The organism is Faecalimicrobium dakarense (assembly GCF_000499525.1).
GTDB lineage: Bacteria > Bacillota > Clostridia > Peptostreptococcales > Peptostreptococcaceae > Faecalimicrobium > Faecalimicrobium dakarense.
This window is the reverse complement of sequence record NZ_HG529256.1, coordinates 1-17,859: the sequence shown is the minus strand read 5'-3', so window position 1 is coordinate 17,859 and position 17,859 is coordinate 1. Positions and strand designations below refer to the sequence as shown.

The window sequence follows — 17,859 nt, the reverse complement described above, 5'->3', positions numbered from 1 at the left end:
AAAAAAGGTATAAAGTATATATACTTTATATCTTTTTTATTTTTATGCATCTATAAGTATATTTTTACCTTTAAAATCTGCTACCCAATAGGGTTTATAAATACTTTTAATATCTATTACATTTATACCTTGAAAACTAATTCTGTCTAAATTTTCTTGTTTAGATTTATCTTTTATAAAGTATATTATTTGTGTTTTAACTCCTTCTATCATCTCTTCTTCTTTTATTTTAGATCTTTTTATGCAGCTTTTAGCTATATATTTCTTTGATGTATTTGGGATATTATCTATAGATTGAGAGTATCCATTATATGTATTTACCAACATAATTATTTTCTTACTTTTAGTGCTTTGTCTAAACATTCTATTTCTTTTTTCTTTAGTTATAACTTCATAACTTAATACCTTAAATTCTATGTATTCTAAATGTACATCAGTAGCTATACTATTAAACTGAGCAACTCTACTCATTAATGGCATCTTACCTAAAATATGCTTTATAGCTTCTTTTTTATTTACTTTAGACTCCATTACTTCCACTCTCATAACTTTCCTCCTAAGATGAATTTTTTTATCTTAGTAAATTATATTAAAGTAACCTATATTTTCATGTATGTACAAATAAAAATTACATATCCTAAATATTATATTTTATTTTAAAAGGAATGATTATATATGTATTCTAAGATTTTAGCAATAATTTTAACTTTTTCTCTTGTATTATGTTTTTCTACTATTCTTAAAGAGATAGATTTAGCAAAGGAAGATATTAAATATACTTATAACAATGATATCCCAACTATAAATGAACAGGATATACTTCCTCCAAATGTGAAAGATATATCTCCTGGAAAATGCCAGCAATATATAGTTAGTAAGCCTACTATAAAAATAAATTATAATGACGAAAGCGGTATAGACACATCTTCAGTAAAACTGTATGTTAATTATAACGATATAACTAAAAAATGTACGATAAGTGATAACACTGTAATCTATACTCCAGAGAAAAAATTTAAGCGAGGTAATCAGATAGTTAAACTAGAAGTGTCTGATCTTTCTAAAAATAAAAATAGAGCTACATTTGAATGGTATTTTACAGTTGGTACTCCTGTTTATACTCACTATTATGGATTACTACATTCTCATACAAGTGCAAGTGATGGTCATGGAACTTATGATGATGCTTATTATATGGCAAGAGATAAAGCAAATTTAGACTTTTTTGCAATAACAGAACACTCAAATATGTTAGACAATAATTTAGATTGTAATATAGAGGATGCATCTTCTAGCAAAAAATGGAATGAACTTATAAAAGCTAAAGATAAATTTAATTCAAACGGAAATTTCACAGCTCTTAATGGTTTTGAAATGACCTATCCTCATAACTCAAAAAATCCTATTGGCCATATTAATATATTTAATTCAAATGGATTTGTAACTGAAAAGCACCCTAATATGACCTTGGAAAATTTTTATAAATTAATTTATGACCAAGGAGATTTAATTGGTCAATTTAATCATCCATGTGATAAGTTTGGTAAGTTTGATAATTTAAAGTATTCTCCTTATGCAGATGATGTAATATCTCTTATTGAAGTTGGTAATGGATACAATAAAGATTTATCTAAAAATATAATCTCTCATGATATGTATCAATTAGCCCTTGATAATGGCTGGCATCTAGCTCCTACTTGTAATCAAGATAACCATAGAATAGATTTTGGCGTTGCTAATGAATTTAGGACTGTTATACTTTCTACTGATTTAACTAAAGATGCTTTATACGATTCTTTAAAAAAAATGAGAGTGTATGCTACACAAGATAAAAATATAAAAATAGATTATACTATCAATAATCTACCTTTAGGCTCGACTATAAGTAAAACTTCAAAATTAAATTTTTCTATAAGTGCAATTGACAAAGATTTTGATGATAAAATAGAAGAAATTCAAGTTGTAAGTAATAAAGGTGAAATTGTTAATAGTAAAAAGTTTAATTCTAATTTGGCTAAACTAGACTTTACTTTAAAACCTACTAAAAATAAGTTTTATTATGTAAAAGTAATTCAAAATAATGAAAAAGTATCAGTAACAGCTCCAATATGGGTTAAATAAAAATTGGATGATAGGATTTATTTTCCTATCATCCAATTTATATATACTCCCATTCCTTGTTTAGTATCATCATTACATACGTGAGATAGAGCACCTATTAATTTACCATTCTGTATTACAGGGCAACCACTCATACCTTGAACAATTCCACCATAATTTTCAATTAAATTTTTATCAGTTACTTTAAATTCAAAACCACATATGTCTGCTTTATTTTGTTCATTAATTTTAGTTATCTCTATATCGTAAGATTTTTTTTCTGAATCCTTATCATCTTTTATTAGAACTTGCGCCGCTCCTAAGCTTATATCATCTTTATCTCCTAGCTTATATATGCTAGAATTTTTAAATATTTCATTTCCTACTATTTTTCCTCTTAGCCCAAAATCATTTATATTTAATATATTACCTTGAACACCACATATTTTTTCACCATACATATTTCCTACTTCATTAAGATTTGATTTTTTTATTTGTTGCAACTTACACAAATATATATTTCCCTTCTTTGATAAAATATCTGGTATATTAGGTACTTTCATATTATGTCCCAAAGCTCCAAAGGTATTGTTTTTAGGATTTATATAAGTTAGTGAACCTGAAAAAGGTACTTCTTCTGTGAAATAGCTCGGATTAATATCATATTTTGAAAGACACAAAGTTTTTACTTTATTATTTCTAATTATTTTTAATTTTATATTTTCATCATATTTCATATTCATGTTTAAAGTTAATATATCTTTTCTAGTTGCGTTATTTATAAATTCTTTATTAAATGCCTTTTTTACAGCATTTCCTTGTACACAAGTTATTAAATCATATTTTTTCAGTTTAAATCTACTATCATCTTCTACATAAAACATAAGCTTTTCGGTTTTTATATTTATATGAAGAAGCTCTCCTCCTACAATAACTTCTTGGTCTATATTTTTATTATTTTGTATTGAATAACACTTGATAGGCAACAATAGTGCAACTAAAAAAATTATTAAGGAAATTATTTTTATGTCAATCCTTTTGGATTTTGTCATTTAGTATCTCCTTCATTAAGTATTTTGATTTAATTTTATTATATGTAAATCAACATATTATATAATGGAAACTAATTTATCATTACTTAGTATTTACTTATGCTTGAATTATTTGCTTATACTAAAAAAGCAATAAAATTTATTAAATAAATTTTATTGCTTTTCTTCGATTCATACTATACCACGACACATAATTCATAAATGAAAAAATAAAAAAGTATATATATATTATCTATATATTATTTATTTATGCTATTTTTCTACTTTTTGTTACATTTTAACTCATCTTTTTAGTATTAATTTTTATTGGTATTTGTATTTCTGTAATAAATTCTTCTACAATTCCAGTTTCATGGATATCTATTTTGTATATTTCTATTGGTTCTTTAATTATTTCATATTTATTAGAACTTATAAAGTCTAACATTTTATTAATATGTTCTTTATTATTTTTGTAACTTCCTTTATAAGTTAATGTAACATAGTATCCTTCATCTACAACTATATTATAAATTTCTTCATCATCTTCTAAAAAACAAAATACTGATTTAAATTCATTAAATATTCCTTGTTTTATTTTTTCTAAGTTAAATACTGCTCCTATATTATTATTTCCTAATATATTAAATCTATCTTCATATTCTTTTTGTAATTTTTGAATTAAAAAATCTACATCTTCATCTTTTTTTATATCTGCATTTAACTTTAAAGCTTTTCTTTTATGTATATATACAACGTTTATCTCATTCAGATTAGAATCATTTATAACATTATTAATTGAATCTAATCTTTTATTTATACTTTCTTTATAATTTACTAATTCTCTTATTTTTTCATCAATAAGATTAATTTCTTCATTTAATATTTTATTAGTAGTTTCTATATTTCTATCATCTAAATATTCTTTTATTTTTTTCATAGAAAAATTTAAACTTCTAAGTTCTTTTATTAAATTAAGCCTCCATATATCTGATATACTATACATTCTGTATCCATTTTTATCTCTAAATGGTTTTAGTATTCCTATTTCTTCATAATACATTAAGGAGTCTCTTCCGATTCCATAAATTTTAGATATTTCACCTATTTTATAATATTCTTTCATATATTAACTCCTTTAAATTTAATATTAATAGGCTATGGATTATAATCCATAGCCTATTAATATTATACCAAAATTCCATCTTCTATATTTTCTTTATTATCTTCATCATTAGTATTATCTTCATTTTCATCTTTATAAAGTAAACTTATAATTTTTCCACTTATACTTACTGCAATTATTGAAAAAAATATCTGTTTAAAATCTAAATATGATAATGATAATAAAAGAACAACTATATCTGTTATTAAATATACATGGTTAATCTTAAGTGGTGTAAACTTATTACCTAAAAGAGCAATAACATCATCTCCACCTGATGCTCCCCCACCTCTTATAACAAGACCTACTCCAATACCTACCCCTAAACCTGCAAATATACTTGCAAGTAACATGTTGTTTGAAAGATTTTGGACTATAAATCCTATACTTTCCCATATCTTATATGTTGATGAAAATGTAAGGGTTGCTGTTAATGAATATAATAAGAATCTTTTTCCAAAGAATTTTGAACCAAGTGCAAATAATGATAAATCTATTATTAAACTTGTTATTGAAGGAGATATATCAAATAAGTTCTTCATTAAAAGTAGTAAACCTAATACTCCACCTTCTGTTACATTGTTTTGATAATTAAAATTGTAACTTCCAAATGATAAAATAGTTGAACCTATTATTATCAATAAAATATTTTTTAATATTTGTTGTTTTGACCGCAAAGTATCACTCCTAAATTTATAAATTACTAACTAATTTTTCCTTAATACTAGTATATACCTTAGTATAGTACTAATGTACATACTTTTTTTATTAATTTCCAAATATGTAAATATGTATTTATTATAAAGAATTAAAAATTTACACAAAATATATCGAATTTACTTTTATGGAGGTGCAATAATGGAAAATAATTCTTATAAAATAGCTCATATAACTAAACAAGAAGAAGATGCTATAAAAAAAGCTGAAGCTGCATTAAAAAGTGAAACAGGAAAAGATTTTGTTGTTATAGCATGGGAAAAAAAATAGTGTTTTATTAAAAATAAAGTACCTAAGATAATTATCTTAGGTACTTTATTTCTAATTATAATTTTTTATACAATATGTAAATGACCATATCCATTATCAATTATTTTTTCAGATATTTTAAAGTCTATAGTCTTTTTAAATATAGGACCATCTATTACGAAGGTATGATACTCTCCATTTTCTCCACATGGATCTGAACCAGTTTTTTTTATATCACTTATAATTTCTCTAGTTAGTTTTTTACCTAAAAATTCCTCTCCTAAGTTATTTAAGTTTACTTTGTTTATTATAGTTGTAAATCCACTATCTATAAATTCATAAACTAACTCTTCTCTACTTCCTTGCCATAGGGGAAACTCTGCCTTCATATTAGCAGCTTCGCATCTATCTACTCCCCACTGTTTATGATGAACTATATCTATATCTCCATATGCACAAATAGTAGCTCCCATATCTTTAGCCACTAAAAGCATTTCTTCAAATGTTTTTTCATAGTTATAAACATCACATTCCGCTTTTATAAGAGGTATATTTAAGCTTTCACTAACTTGTTTTAATAAGTTATGATTTAGCCCATGAGTCCATGATTCATCTTCATTTTTTTTAACAGTTGTTAAAAGCGCTACTGGTGCGTATCCTCTTTTTATCATTTTGTATAAGGCTAATGTACTATCCTTACCTCCACTAAATGACATTACAAATTTTTCATTAGTCAATTTTTCATACCTCCACATATCTTTTATATCTTCTTCTTACTAATTGAGTATAAAGAAAGTTCCTATTATTAATAAAACAGCTCCTATACCTTTATATAAATGCATAGCTCCTTGTCCTAAAATAAAACTATCTATAAAAAAATCCTATAAGCATTTGTGATACTACTATTAAAGTAAGAGTATTTGATACCCCTAAACCTGGTATAGCCCTTACAGTAAAATATATTACGAGACCTCCAAGTACCCCTCCTATTAATAACTTTGGATTTATATCATTTATATTACCTAATGACTTTAAATCTCCTGTTATCAAAATACTTATTAAAAAAAATATAGATCCTACTACTAGACTTATAAAAGTCGCTGTTAATGCAGTTGTATTTTTTCCAAGTTCCCCATTTACAAATGCTTCTAAAGCAGTTGATCCACCTGCTAATACCGCACATAGTATTGGTACTATATTTGACATACTCACCCTCCTTAAGATTAATGGTTATTAATATATTTTATGATACAACCTTTTTATTAATTCCATTTACACTATTTCTTAATAAAACTTTGATGCGGTGAGTATTATCAAAATATAATATTATATATATTTTCCTTTAATATAAAAGGTAGCATATCACAATAATTCATTCAATATTTTTATACTTTATTTTAGCAACAGATGTAATCATTGGCAATATGAGTAAAACGAATTTTTATTATATTTGACTTTAAAACTATTTGATGAAATTACGTTTTTTGTTATAATTAATTAAAAATTATTATATAAATTTATAAACAGCGAGGTGAAAGTTATGTTTCAAATATTTAATATTAACTTTGATAATATGTTCAAAAAAGAAAACTCTACTAAATTTGTATTAATGGGAGTTTTACTATTAGGTCTTGGTGCATTTTCTTTTTTTAATAAACATATAGGTATAAAAATTACTTCTATGGCTTTAAGTATAGTTTTATTATTTTTTGCATACTTAAACTTAAAAAACATTAATGAACTTAGAAGATATGCTTCTAAAGAAGAAATAAGGCCATTTACAAATTTGCAAATAATACTCTTAGTTAGTGCGGTTATATTATTTTTATTCCCAGAAAAAATACAAGTTCTTATTTCATCTATTGCTGGAGCTTATATTATTTTTTCTCAAGTGAAGAGAATCATAATTAACAAGAATAATCCTTATTATAGATTTGGAGCTTTTAATATATTAACTCTACTATTTGGGTTTACATTAATATTATCTCCTCTATTTTTATCTAGGTTCATAGTTTCAATATTATCTATTTTAATAATGTTAATAGGTTCATATTTAATCTCTATGGGAAATAGGCTTAAATAAAAAAAGAGGGCATTCGTCCTCTTTTTTATCTATATACACTAGTATCTATATGCTTTTCATATACCTTTTTACCATTTTTATCATATCCATAAAGATACGTATTTGCTACATTTCCACTTGCATATCCTACCGCCTTATATTCAATTCCATTGAGTGCTTTTTCATTTGACCAAAACTCTATTGTTAAAGTTCCTCCGCCTACTTTTGTATTTATTACCAGTGGATAATTATACGTATTTTTAAACTTGTAATCTATACTTCCTGTTGCTAGCGTAGCATCAAGACCTCTTGGAACATAATGTACTGGCTTTGAGTGATTTCTTCTTTCAGTTGGAACTATACCTGCTTTTAATTGTGTATTATACAACGTTGATGACACCTGGCAAACTCCTCCGCCTACTCCATCTTTAAGTTCTCCATTTACTATAACAGGTGCATATGAATATCCATTTTCTATATTTATATCACCTAAAGCCTTTTCATAAGAAAATTCTTGTCCTGGCATTAATATTATATTATCTAATTTTTTTGCTGCAAGTTCTACATTTCTTCCTCTTCCTCCACCTGCTCCATAATTAGTTGAATATGTTGATATTTTAAAGTTAACTTTCTTTAAATCTTCCATTGGTATTTTTGGATTTTCAGTTTTATATTTCGCATCTATTTTTAAATTTTGATTGTATGTACTTTTTTCTTCTATGCAGCTTTGTATTTCATTAAATAGTTTATTTTCGTCAAGTTTTATACCATCTTTCCCTTCTACAAAATTTATATTTTCTCCGTTTATTATAACTTCTGGTTCTTTAGATTTTTTATTAGTATCTTTTGCTACTTCTTTTATAAAGTTTTTGATTAAATTATCATTTGTATTAATAGTAAATTTATAGTCTGCATTTTCACCAAATGTTATTTTGTAAAACTTTTGTATAAAGCTACCGTCTTTTCCATAACTCATAATCTCATCTGCTAATTGATTCATATTATATCCTGATGCAATACCTTTAATATTTAGTTTATATTCTTTATTATTAGCTTTTATATATATTTGACTTTTTTCTATACTATTTTCTATAGATTCTAATTTTGACTTTAACTGTTTTTCATCTAATTTTGACACATCTTCTTTATATACAGTCACATTTGGGTATACTAAATTTTCATACTTTGATGTTTTTATATACATTGCTATAAATAATAATATTAATACACCGATTATAATACCTATAATAGTATTTCTTCTGTTTTTACCACATTTAGATTCTTTTTGTAGATCTTCTTTTTCCTCATTATTAATCTCTTCATTTTCGATAAATACTTTTTCACTGTCATTATTATCATCTAATACTTCTTCATTTTCAGAAGCATTTTTTATTTTTTCTTCTGTTTGATTAGAAATATCATCATCTTTAATATTTCCACTTATACTGTCTTTTTCTTCATCCATACTTTACCCCCCCTCAAATATCTGATTAGTAAATTTTATTAGGGTATAAATATATATATTCAGCAAAATATGTAACAGTATTGTAATTATTATTTATGCTAATATGCAATTTGTATATATAATTTATTTATGGTAATATATTTTAATATAAATTATTTACTTCATAAAATATAACTTAGAAAAAGGTGATATAATTGACAAATTTTAAATATGCTTTTGATAATAAAAGATATCATACATGGAATTACTACCTTAGAAATACTTTTGGTGAAAAAGTATTTAAGGTATCTATAAACGCAGGTTTTACTTGCCCTAATATAGATGGAAAAGCAGGATACGGTGGATGTACTTATTGTAGTAAAGAAGGTTCTGGAGATTTTGCTGGAAATCCTAAAGATAATCTTATTAAACAATTTGATGATATAACTCAAATGATGCATAAAAAATGGGCATCTGCAAAATATATAGGCTATTTCCAAGCATTTACTAATACTTATGCTCCATTAGACGTTTTAAAGGAAAAATATGAAACAATACTACAAATGGATGATGTTATAGGCCTTTCTATATCAACAAGGCCTGATTGCCTTCCTGATGATGTAATTGAATACTTAGGAGAGCTTAATGAAAGAACTAACCTATGGGTAGAATTAGGTCTTCAAACTATTCACGATAAAACTTCTAAACTTATAAATAGAGGTCATGATTATGAAGAATTTCTTAAAGGTATTGAAAAATTAAAATCTAAAAATATAAAAACTATAGTTCATATAATAAATGGTCTTCCAGGAGAAGATTATAATATGATGATGGAAACTGCTAAAGCAGTTGCTGATTTAAATGTAGATGGTATTAAAATACATTTGCTACATGTTATAAAAGATACTCCTATGGAAAGAATGTTAGATAAAGGAATGTTAAATTTAATGGCACAAGATGAGTATATAAACTTAGTTTGTGATCAACTAGAGATACTTCCTGAAACTATGATAGTTCATAGACTTACTGGTGACGGAAAAAGAGATGAACTTGTAGGACCTTTATGGAGTTTAAAAAAATGGGAAGTTTTAAATGCAATTGATGATACCTTAAAAATGCGTAATTCTTATCAAGGTATAAAATATAAAAATAAAAAATACCTATAATGCTAGTATTTAGTGTTATAGGTATTTTTTATAGTAAAAATCTTATATTATTTTTAATAATTCTTATATATTTAAAATAAAAGATAAAATAGATTTTCTCAATTTTATATATAATTAGTTACATTATTTACATTAATTTCATATTGTAAATTGAATTATTTATTGATATCATTAAAATGTCTTATAAATATTGGTTAATTAACTTTAACCTTCTTAAACTAACGAGGTGTAAAATATGTTAATGAACGCTCATTTTTTAATAGCTAAATCATTACTTGAAAATATAGATCCTGACAAATCATTTTTCGTAAGTGAAAAAAATTTTATCTATGGTAACATAAAGCCTGATTCATCATCTAAATATGTATTTCAAAAACATTATCTTGATGAGTCTCTAGATACTATAATATCTAAAATAAACCACTTATGTAGTCTCACTTTAAATTCTTTATCTAAATATTTTTCTGTGAGTAAATTTAGTCAAGAGCTAGGTGTTATTTGCCACTTTTTATGTGATTTTTTCTGTGTTCCTCATAGCCAACGTTGGGAGTTTAAACATAGTATGAAAAAACATATGGCCTATGAAAAAGAGTTATCGATTGTGGCTAAAGAAATCGATTTATCTAAATTTAAAGGGGATGTTATAACTCATGATAGCTTCGAAGATTTTTTCTATGAGTTGTATAATGACTATGTAAAAAAATTAGATTATAAAAATGACTTACTGTTTTCGTCTTATATATGTAATAGCGTTATCGATTATATATTAGATTCTATATTAAAAAATACAGTAAGATCTTACACTATACTTAAATGTATTTAGGTGTTGAAATTTTTTTCAACACCTTTTTATTATTTATAGCTTTAATAGTTCGATTCTTAATTCATTTAATAATGCCTTTGTTGCCCTCATTCTAATTTGCTGCCTATTTCCATTAAATACAAATTTATTTACTATAGTTTTTCCATTTATATAAATTCCTATATATACAAGACCAACTGGTTTATCATTAGATCCACCTTCTGGGCCTGCTATTCCAGTGGTTGACAATCCAATATTTGTATTAAAGTTTTTAGCTATACCCTCAGCCATTTCTCTTGCAGTTTGCTCACTTACTGCTCCGTATGTATCTAATGTTTCTTTTTTTACACCTAATCTATTAATTTTAGCTTCATTAGAATATGTTACACATCCTTCCATAAATACAGAAGATATGCCTGGGTAGTTTATAAGGGATGCACTAACTAATCCTCCTGTACAAGATTCTGATGTAGATATAGTCATGTTCTTTTCAACTAATAGCTTTGCTACAACTTCTTCTATTGATGTATCCCCTTTTGCATATATAAACTCGCCTACTCTTTCTCTAATTTTATCCTCTACTTCACTTATAAGATTATTAGCTTCTTTTTTATCTTTAGCCTTAGCAGTTATTCTTAAAGTAACATCCATATCACCTACATATGGTGCTATAGTCGGATTACTTTGCTCTTTTATTATATCTATTATTTTGTCTTCAAGTAGTGATTCTCCTATTCCAAACAGTCTTAACACCTTTGACTCTAAAATACTGTCTGTTGTATTTTGTAAATACGGCTTTACATAGTTTTCAAACATAGGTATCATCTCTCTTGGAGGTCCTGGCAGTACTATTATTATTTTACCATCTTTTTTTAGTATTGCACCTGGTGCTGTTCCATTTTTATTTTCAAGTATTATTGAGTTTTTTGGAAAATACGCTTGTTTTTTATTATTTTCAGTAAGTTCTATATTCAATTTTTCAAAATGCGATTTTATCTTATTTAACGATGGTTCATGAAGTATTAATTCTTGATTAAAATATTTACATGCTACTTCTTTAGTTATATCATCATCAGTTGGTCCTAGTCCTCCTGTTGTTATTACTATGTCGCTTCTTTTTAAACTATCATCAAGTACTTGTAATAGTCTATTTTCATTGTCTCCAATACTAATTTGATAGTAAACTTCAGTTCCTGATGATGCTAACTCTTTAGCTAGATAATTTGAATTAGTATTTACTATATCTCCTAAAAGTATCTCTGTTCCTACAGTTACTATTTCTGCTTTCATATTTATCACCCCTATAAATATAATTTTAAACTATTTTATTTAAATTAGCTCAATTTTAAAATACTATTACTTTAGTTTCTTTTTATGAGTTATAATATATATAGTTTTTTTTATTATAACAATATAAATTTTTTAATGAAAGGGTGATTCCTCATAAAAAAACTAATATATTTATTGATAATAGGTATAATAATCACTCCAATCTATATTATGCAAAAGTTTAGTAGCATCAATTTAGAAAAAGATGATACTAATATAAAACAAGAAACTTCAACTTTAGATACTGAAAATAAAATCTCTTCTGAAGATGTTTCTTTTAAAATTGAACCAGTGTTTTCTTATTCGCCTATTCCTGATAATATAAAGAGTAAGATGCTAGGCTTATCTATGCCTAAATCTGAGCCTATAAGCTTTGATAGTCTTAGTTATCTAAGACTTACTTACTATGGATTTGACGGAAATATTCACATAGGTGAAATGGTTGTAAATAAAGATATTGCATCTGATGTTGTAGATGCTTTTAAAGAGGTTTATTATAAAAAATATCCTATTGAAAAAATAAGATTAATAGATGAATATAATGCTGATGATGAACTTTCTATGGCTGATAATAATACTTCTTCTTTCGCTTATAGAACAATTAAAGGTACTAATGTTATATCAAACCATGGAATGGGACTTGCAATTGACATAAATCCACTTCAAAACCCACATGTAGTAGGAAATACTGCTAGCCCTAAAGAAGGTTCTGATTATATTGATAGATCCAATATAAGAAAAGGTATGATTACAGAAGGTGATGACCTTTATAACGCCTTTGTAAATAGAGGATTTAGCTGGGGTGGTCATTGGAAAAATCCAGATTATCAACATTTTGAAAAAAAATTATAAAATTCGCTTTGCTTAAGCCACTGAGTGGGCGTTAAATTTCGTATCGCCGACACTGTCGCAAAGCTTAGCAGTTGGAAATTAAAATTTACTTAAATAAATATAGAAATATAGGTGATGTTATGAATTTAATGACTTTAGAAAATATAAGTAAAAGTTACTCTGAGAAAAAATTATTAGAAAATATATCTTTTGGTATTAACGAAGGAGAAAAAATAGGTATTATAGGTGTTAATGGTACAGGTAAATCTACTTTACTTAAAATTATAGCAGGAGCCGAATTATTTGACTCTGGTAATATTACTAAGGCTAATAGAGTTAGAATTGAATATCTGCCTCAAAATCCTGATTACAATGAAGATTTAACTGTTTTAGAACAAGTTTTTAAAGGTACTTCTCCTGAAATGAAATTACTTTTAGAGTACCAAGAAACACTAGAAGAAATTAATAAAAATTATAATGATAGTTTAAATAATAAACTAATTTCTATACAAGAAAAAATTGATGCTCTTAATCTTTGGGATTTAGAGAGTGAAGCTAAAAATGTATTAACAAAACTTGGCATAACCAATTTTAATCAAAAAATAAAAGAATTATCAGGTGGTCAAAGAAAAAGAGTTTCACTGGCATCAGCTTTAATAACACCTTGTGAATTATTAATATTAGACGAGCCTACTAACCACTTAGACAATGATACTATAGATTATTTAGAAGAATATCTTAATTCAAGACGTGGTTCTTTAGTTATGATTACTCATGATAGATATTTCTTAGATAGAGTTTCAAATAGAATTATTGAACTTGATAAAGGAAGATTATTTAGTTATGATGGTAACTACTCAGTCTTTCTTGAAAAGAAAATGGAAAGATTAGCTCTTGAGTCTAGCATGGAAGAAAAACGCCAAAATTTAATAAGAACAGAACTTGCATGGGTTAGACGTGGTGCTAAGGCTAGAAGTACAAAACAAAAAGCTAGACTTCAAAGATTTGACGAACTAACAAATAGAGAACATATTTCATCTGATGAAAAAATGGATATATCTGTAGGTTCTAGTAGACTTGGAAAAAAAATTATAGAAATTCATAATATATCTAAATCATTTGGAAATAAGTTATTAATAGATAATTTAGAATATACATTAGCTCGTACTGATAGAATAGGTATAATTGGTAAAAATGGCATGGGTAAGTCTACTCTTATAAATATATTAAATGGTGAGCTTAAAGCTGATAGTGGTAATATCGAAATCGGTGAGACTGTAAAAATAGGATGCTTTAACCAAGATGATTCTCATATGCACACTGATATGAGAGCTATTGATTATGTAAAAGAAGCTAGTGATTATATAGAAACTAGCGATGGTACTAAGATATCTGCTTCTCAAATGTGTGAAAGATTTTTATTTAACTCTACTATGCAATATACTCAAATAGGAAAATTATCTGGTGGAGAAAGACGTAGACTTCATTTACTTAGAACTTTAATGATGGCTCCAAATGTTTTATTACTTGATGAGCCTACAAATGATTTAGATATAGAAACCCTTAACAGGCTTGAGGAATATCTTGATGAATTTAGTGGTGTTGTTATAACTGTTTCTCATGATAGGTATTTCTTAGACAGAATTTGTAATAAGATATTTGCTTATGAAGGTATGGGAAAAATTCATATATATACAGGAAATTATAGTGATTACCTTATTTACAAAGAAATTCAAGGAATTGAATTTAAAGAAGATAAGATTGAAAAAGAAGTTTCTAATACTCCTAAAAAAGAAAAACCTAAAAATGATAAAAAACTTAAGTTTACTTATAACGAACAAAGAGAATTTGATAGCATAGATAGTGATATAGAAAAGCTTGAACAAAAAATTGAAGAACTTGAACAAGACTCTGTAAAGTTTGCAACTGATTTTGTTAAACTACAAGAAGTACTTGATGAAAAAGCAAATGCCGAAGCAGAACTTGAACATAAGTATGAAAGATGGGAGTATTTAAATAATCTAGCTGAAGAAATAGCTAATTCAAAAAACTAAGAGCCATCCCCTATGGGATAGCTCTTTTTATTGTCATTAAACTACCATCTTAAACATAAATTTATATTAAGTGTCTATAAATTTATGTTTAAGGGAGTTGTATATATTGAAAAAATTCATATTTTTATTTTTTATAATTACTACCCTATTTATTTCTTTAGTAGGGTGTAGTAGTACTTCTGATTTAAATCAAGTAATTGAGACTCCTGAGTCAGAGGATTTTAGTAAAAATAATGAAGGTGATGTTTTAGCAACCATCTATACATCTGATTCTTCAGCTGAAAATATTATTAACAAAGAAGTTACTTTAAAAGAATTAAGTGCAGATTCTTTATTTAATGAATTAAAAAAACAAAAAGTAATAAATGAAAATACATTATTAAATAGCTATAATTCTTATAAAGAAAATAATCAAGTAGTTGGTATTATAGATTTTTCAAAAGAATTTTATGATTTTAATTTAGGCTCTTCCGGCGAATCTCTGATGCTAGATTCTATAGCTAAAACTTATATTGATAATTTTAAATTAGATAAATTTAAAATATTAGTAAATGGAAATGAGTATGAAAGTGGTCATATATTATTCGAGAAAGATGATTTCTTTACTAAGGACGGTATAAATAATTAGTTTTTTGGTTTATTTTTTAACAATTTTAAAATAAAAGTAGCTAGATTATTATTTAAATCTAGCTACTTTTATTTTAAATATTTTCTAATCTTCTATAGGTTCATCTATATTAAAACTATAAATTATATTGTCTATTATTTCTTCATAAATAGGTTCAAGGTGCTTATCAACAATTACCCTAACATCATAAACTCCCCTTTTACCTTTAGCTATGAATATATAGTTATAAGTTCCATCAATACCCTCACCACATATAAGTTTTCCATCGCAGTTTCCATTATTAAAATCAACAGATTCTATACATCCCATATTATTTGCTACACTATCTAGTGATACACATCCTGCCATATTATAAGGTATTTCAATTAAGAATACTTGCATTTTTATATTAAATATAACATCTCCATTAAAATTGTCTATAGCTACTGCATCAAAACAATCTTTATTTTTAGGTTCTAGATTAACCCAGTCATTTGGAATATCTATACTAAACCCTAATTCACTTTTTTTATTTGTAAATCCTGTATTAACTTTTTTATCTAAATTTGTATGTTCACTATATCTTATTTCTCTTAAAAGCTCTCCTGATTTTTTAAATCCGTGCTTATAAGACTCCATTAAATATTTTTTAGCTTTATCCTTATTTTCTTCTACTCCTAAGCCTTCTTTATATAATTTTCCTAGTTCATATTGTGCCTGAGAATTATTACCTTCTGCACATTTACTTAAATAAAATACTGCATCTTCATAATTTTCCTCATCTAACAAATCCATTCCCGTTTCAAAATCACTTAACATATTCCCTTTACTTTCCAATACATGTTTTAGAATTTCCTTTTGATGTTGGAGCTCCCTCTCTCTTTTTTGTTCATTAAACATTTCTCTAAATACATTATTAATGGCCATAATTTACCTCCCTAGATAAGCTTTATACATTAATACTATTTTATTTTTATTAATCTTATTATGTTACTTTCTTTGACCTATTAAATTATTCCCCAATTTTTTGTATATTTTTTAACATTAATTTAAATATTTTTTTGAATTTTTAAACAATAAAAAAATTTTCAGTAAATATCGTTGACTTTTTTTAAAATTATTTTAACATTAAATCAACAAGTCAATATTTTATATTCAGTGATGAAGATAGTAAGTTATATTAATTTTATAGAGAGCCAAGGATGGTGGAAGCTTGGCATTGAAATTTAACTGAAGAGAGCTTCTGAGAATATTACCTGAAACTAAGTACGGTAATAGGTTATCTCGCCTTAAGGGATTTGAGTGGATAAAAGTATTAATTATTTTTATCAACGAGAGTGGTAACGCGGAACTTTTTCGTCTCTTGGTCTTTATAGACCAAGGGGCGTTTTTTAATTACAAGGAAACTATACTTTATCTGGTTCATAGATAAATATAGTTTTCAACCGTTAGACTTGAGCAACAGACCTGATTTGTAGGTCGTTTGAGCCACGTGTGGGCGAATCACTTGAGTGACATGAGTGAAGCGAATTTTTTATTTTATTAAAATTTGGAGGTCAAAATTATGGAAAAAAATTTATCAACAACCCAGCAAAGTAGCTCGGGATTCATGAAATTCTTAATACCATCATTATTTGGATTAATATTATTTATAATCCCAATACCCTATGGAAGCATTGTTCCTTTAGAAGGATTATCGCCTATAAACATCGGTATAGGATTTTTATCAGAACTTTTTAAAATCACCGTTGGAGATTCACTTAATACTTTAGCATTAATAGTTATAGTATCATCTGCAATATTATCTATTTTAAGTAAATTTATAACTATAAAAAATGAATTTTTAAATGGACTTTTAAATGTCTCACCATTTTGGCTAATATGTAGAATACTAGGTGCTATATTTATAGTTATGAGTATATATGGAATTGGTCCTGAATTTATAAATTCAGAAGTTACAGGTCAAACTATGTTAGGTTTACTTCCTAGTTTACTTGCGATATTTTTAGTATCAGGATTTTTATTACCTCTTGTAGTCGACTTTGGTCTTATGGATTTATTTGGTACTTTGGTATCTAAGTCTATGTATAAATTATTTAAAGTTCCTGGCCGTTCTGCTGTAGATGCAATTTCTTCTTGGTTAGGTGATGGTACTTTGGGAATAATGATAACAAATACTCAATATAAGCAAGGTTTTTATACTGCCAAAGAAGCTGCTATTATATCAGTATGTTTCTCTCTAGTATCACTACCTTTCTCAACAGTTATAGCAGATCAATTAGGATTTATGCCATTGTTCGTT

18 protein-coding genes and 1 other annotated feature are annotated in these 17,859 nt (G+C 26.1%); of the genes, 9 read left to right on the top strand and 9 right to left on the bottom strand.

Going from position 1 to position 17,859, the window contains the following annotated elements:
• Positions 1–42: 42 nt before the first annotated feature.
• The gene (locus tag BN899_RS03680) at positions 43–546 is read right to left on the bottom strand and encodes a hypothetical protein (protein ID WP_042273039.1); all 504 of its coding nucleotides are present in this window, start codon (positions 544–546) and stop codon (positions 43–45) included.
• Between the two features lie 129 nt (positions 547–675).
• On the opposite strand from BN899_RS03680, the gene BN899_RS03675 reads away from it, so the two are divergent.
• Positions 676–2,121, top strand: a complete 1,446-nt coding sequence (locus tag BN899_RS03675; RefSeq protein ID WP_042273036.1) for a CehA/McbA family metallohydrolase — start codon at positions 676–678, stop codon at positions 2,119–2,121.
• A gap of 17 nt (positions 2,122–2,138) precedes the next feature.
• On the opposite strand, the gene BN899_RS03670 is transcribed toward BN899_RS03675, so the two are convergent.
• From BN899_RS03670 to BN899_RS03660, 3 genes are all read right to left on the bottom strand, one after another.
• Complete coding sequence (locus BN899_RS03670) at positions 2,139–3,152, bottom strand: SpoIVB peptidase S55 domain-containing protein (protein WP_042273034.1); 1,014 nt, start codon at positions 3,150–3,152, stop codon at positions 2,139–2,141.
• A 277-nt stretch (positions 3,153–3,429) separates the two neighbouring features.
• Positions 3,430–4,257: a MerR family transcriptional regulator gene (locus tag BN899_RS03665; RefSeq protein WP_042273032.1), complete on the bottom strand. Its 828-nt coding sequence runs from the start codon at positions 4,255–4,257 to the stop codon at positions 3,430–3,432.
• Positions 4,258–4,319: 62 nt separating this feature from the next.
• Entirely contained in the window at positions 4,320–4,973 is a 654-nt protein-coding gene (locus tag BN899_RS03660) for a YitT family protein (protein WP_042273030.1), read from the bottom strand.
• Positions 4,974–5,154: 181 nt separating this feature from the next.
• Here BN899_RS03660 and BN899_RS20090 point away from each other — a divergent pair, with 181 nt between their 5' ends.
• Entirely contained in the window at positions 5,155–5,283 is a 129-nt protein-coding gene (locus tag BN899_RS20090; protein ID WP_278244955.1) for a hypothetical protein, read from the top strand.
• Positions 5,284–5,348: 65 nt separating this feature from the next.
• Here BN899_RS20090 and BN899_RS03655 read toward each other — a convergent pair whose 3' ends face one another.
• A complete protein-coding gene (locus tag BN899_RS03655) occupies positions 5,349–5,999 on the bottom strand; it encodes a Dph6-related ATP pyrophosphatase (protein WP_330362431.1) in 651 nt (216 codons plus the stop codon).
• 127 nt (positions 6,000–6,126) lie between these two features.
• Positions 6,127–6,468 carry a DMT family transporter gene (locus BN899_RS03650; protein WP_242824066.1) on the bottom strand — a complete coding sequence of 114 codons (342 nt, stop codon included), beginning with the start codon at positions 6,466–6,468 and terminating at the stop codon, positions 6,127–6,129.
• Positions 6,469–6,802: 334 nt separating this feature from the next.
• Here BN899_RS03650 and BN899_RS03645 point away from each other — a divergent pair, with 334 nt between their 5' ends.
• Positions 6,803–7,345, top strand: coding sequence for a DUF308 domain-containing protein (locus tag BN899_RS03645; protein WP_042273026.1), 543 nt, complete (start codon positions 6,803–6,805; stop codon positions 7,343–7,345).
• 25 nt (positions 7,346–7,370) lie between these two features.
• Here the strand turns inward: BN899_RS03645 and BN899_RS03640 are convergent, their stop codons facing one another.
• Positions 7,371–8,789, bottom strand: a complete 1,419-nt coding sequence (locus BN899_RS03640) for a VanW family protein (protein ID WP_042273025.1) — start codon at positions 8,787–8,789, stop codon at positions 7,371–7,373.
• Positions 8,790–8,983: 194 nt separating this feature from the next.
• Here BN899_RS03640 and BN899_RS03635 point away from each other — a divergent pair, with 194 nt between their 5' ends.
• Entirely contained in the window at positions 8,984–9,934 is a 951-nt protein-coding gene (locus tag BN899_RS03635; RefSeq protein WP_042273024.1) for a TIGR01212 family radical SAM protein, read from the top strand.
• A gap of 235 nt (positions 9,935–10,169) precedes the next feature.
• The gene (locus BN899_RS03630; RefSeq protein ID WP_042273022.1) at positions 10,170–10,757 is read left to right on the top strand and encodes a zinc dependent phospholipase C family protein; all 588 of its coding nucleotides are present in this window, start codon (positions 10,170–10,172) and stop codon (positions 10,755–10,757) included.
• 33 nt (positions 10,758–10,790) lie between these two features.
• Here the strand turns inward: BN899_RS03630 and BN899_RS03625 are convergent, their stop codons facing one another.
• Positions 10,791–12,026: a competence/damage-inducible protein A gene (locus BN899_RS03625; protein WP_042273020.1), complete on the bottom strand. Its 1,236-nt coding sequence runs from the start codon at positions 12,024–12,026 to the stop codon at positions 10,791–10,793.
• A 210-nt stretch (positions 12,027–12,236) separates the two neighbouring features.
• On the opposite strand from BN899_RS03625, the gene BN899_RS03620 reads away from it, so the two are divergent.
• The 3 genes from BN899_RS03620 (at position 12,237) to BN899_RS03610 (ending at position 15,578) form a co-directional block, all read left to right on the top strand.
• Complete coding sequence (locus BN899_RS03620) at positions 12,237–12,917, top strand: M15 family metallopeptidase (RefSeq protein WP_081712145.1); 681 nt, start codon at positions 12,237–12,239, stop codon at positions 12,915–12,917.
• A gap of 119 nt (positions 12,918–13,036) precedes the next feature.
• Positions 13,037–14,950: an ABC-F family ATP-binding cassette domain-containing protein gene (locus BN899_RS03615; protein WP_042273016.1), complete on the top strand. Its 1,914-nt coding sequence runs from the start codon at positions 13,037–13,039 to the stop codon at positions 14,948–14,950.
• Positions 14,951–15,056: 106 nt separating this feature from the next.
• Positions 15,057–15,578 (top strand): GerMN domain-containing protein, encoded by a 522-nt coding sequence (locus BN899_RS03610; RefSeq protein ID WP_052356554.1) that lies wholly within the window; start codon positions 15,057–15,059, stop codon positions 15,576–15,578.
• Between the two features lie 84 nt (positions 15,579–15,662).
• On the opposite strand, the gene BN899_RS03605 is transcribed toward BN899_RS03610, so the two are convergent.
• A complete protein-coding gene (locus BN899_RS03605; RefSeq protein WP_042273014.1) occupies positions 15,663–16,484 on the bottom strand; it encodes a tetratricopeptide repeat protein in 822 nt (273 codons plus the stop codon).
• Between the two features lie 222 nt (positions 16,485–16,706).
• Positions 16,707–16,924 (top strand) — a binding site (T-box leader).
• Positions 16,925–17,121: 197 nt separating this feature from the next.
• Between BN899_RS03605 and BN899_RS03600 the strand changes: the two genes are divergently transcribed.
• On the top strand, positions 17,122–17,859 hold a 738-nt coding region (locus BN899_RS03600), incomplete at its 3' end, for a nucleoside recognition domain-containing protein (RefSeq protein WP_042273011.1).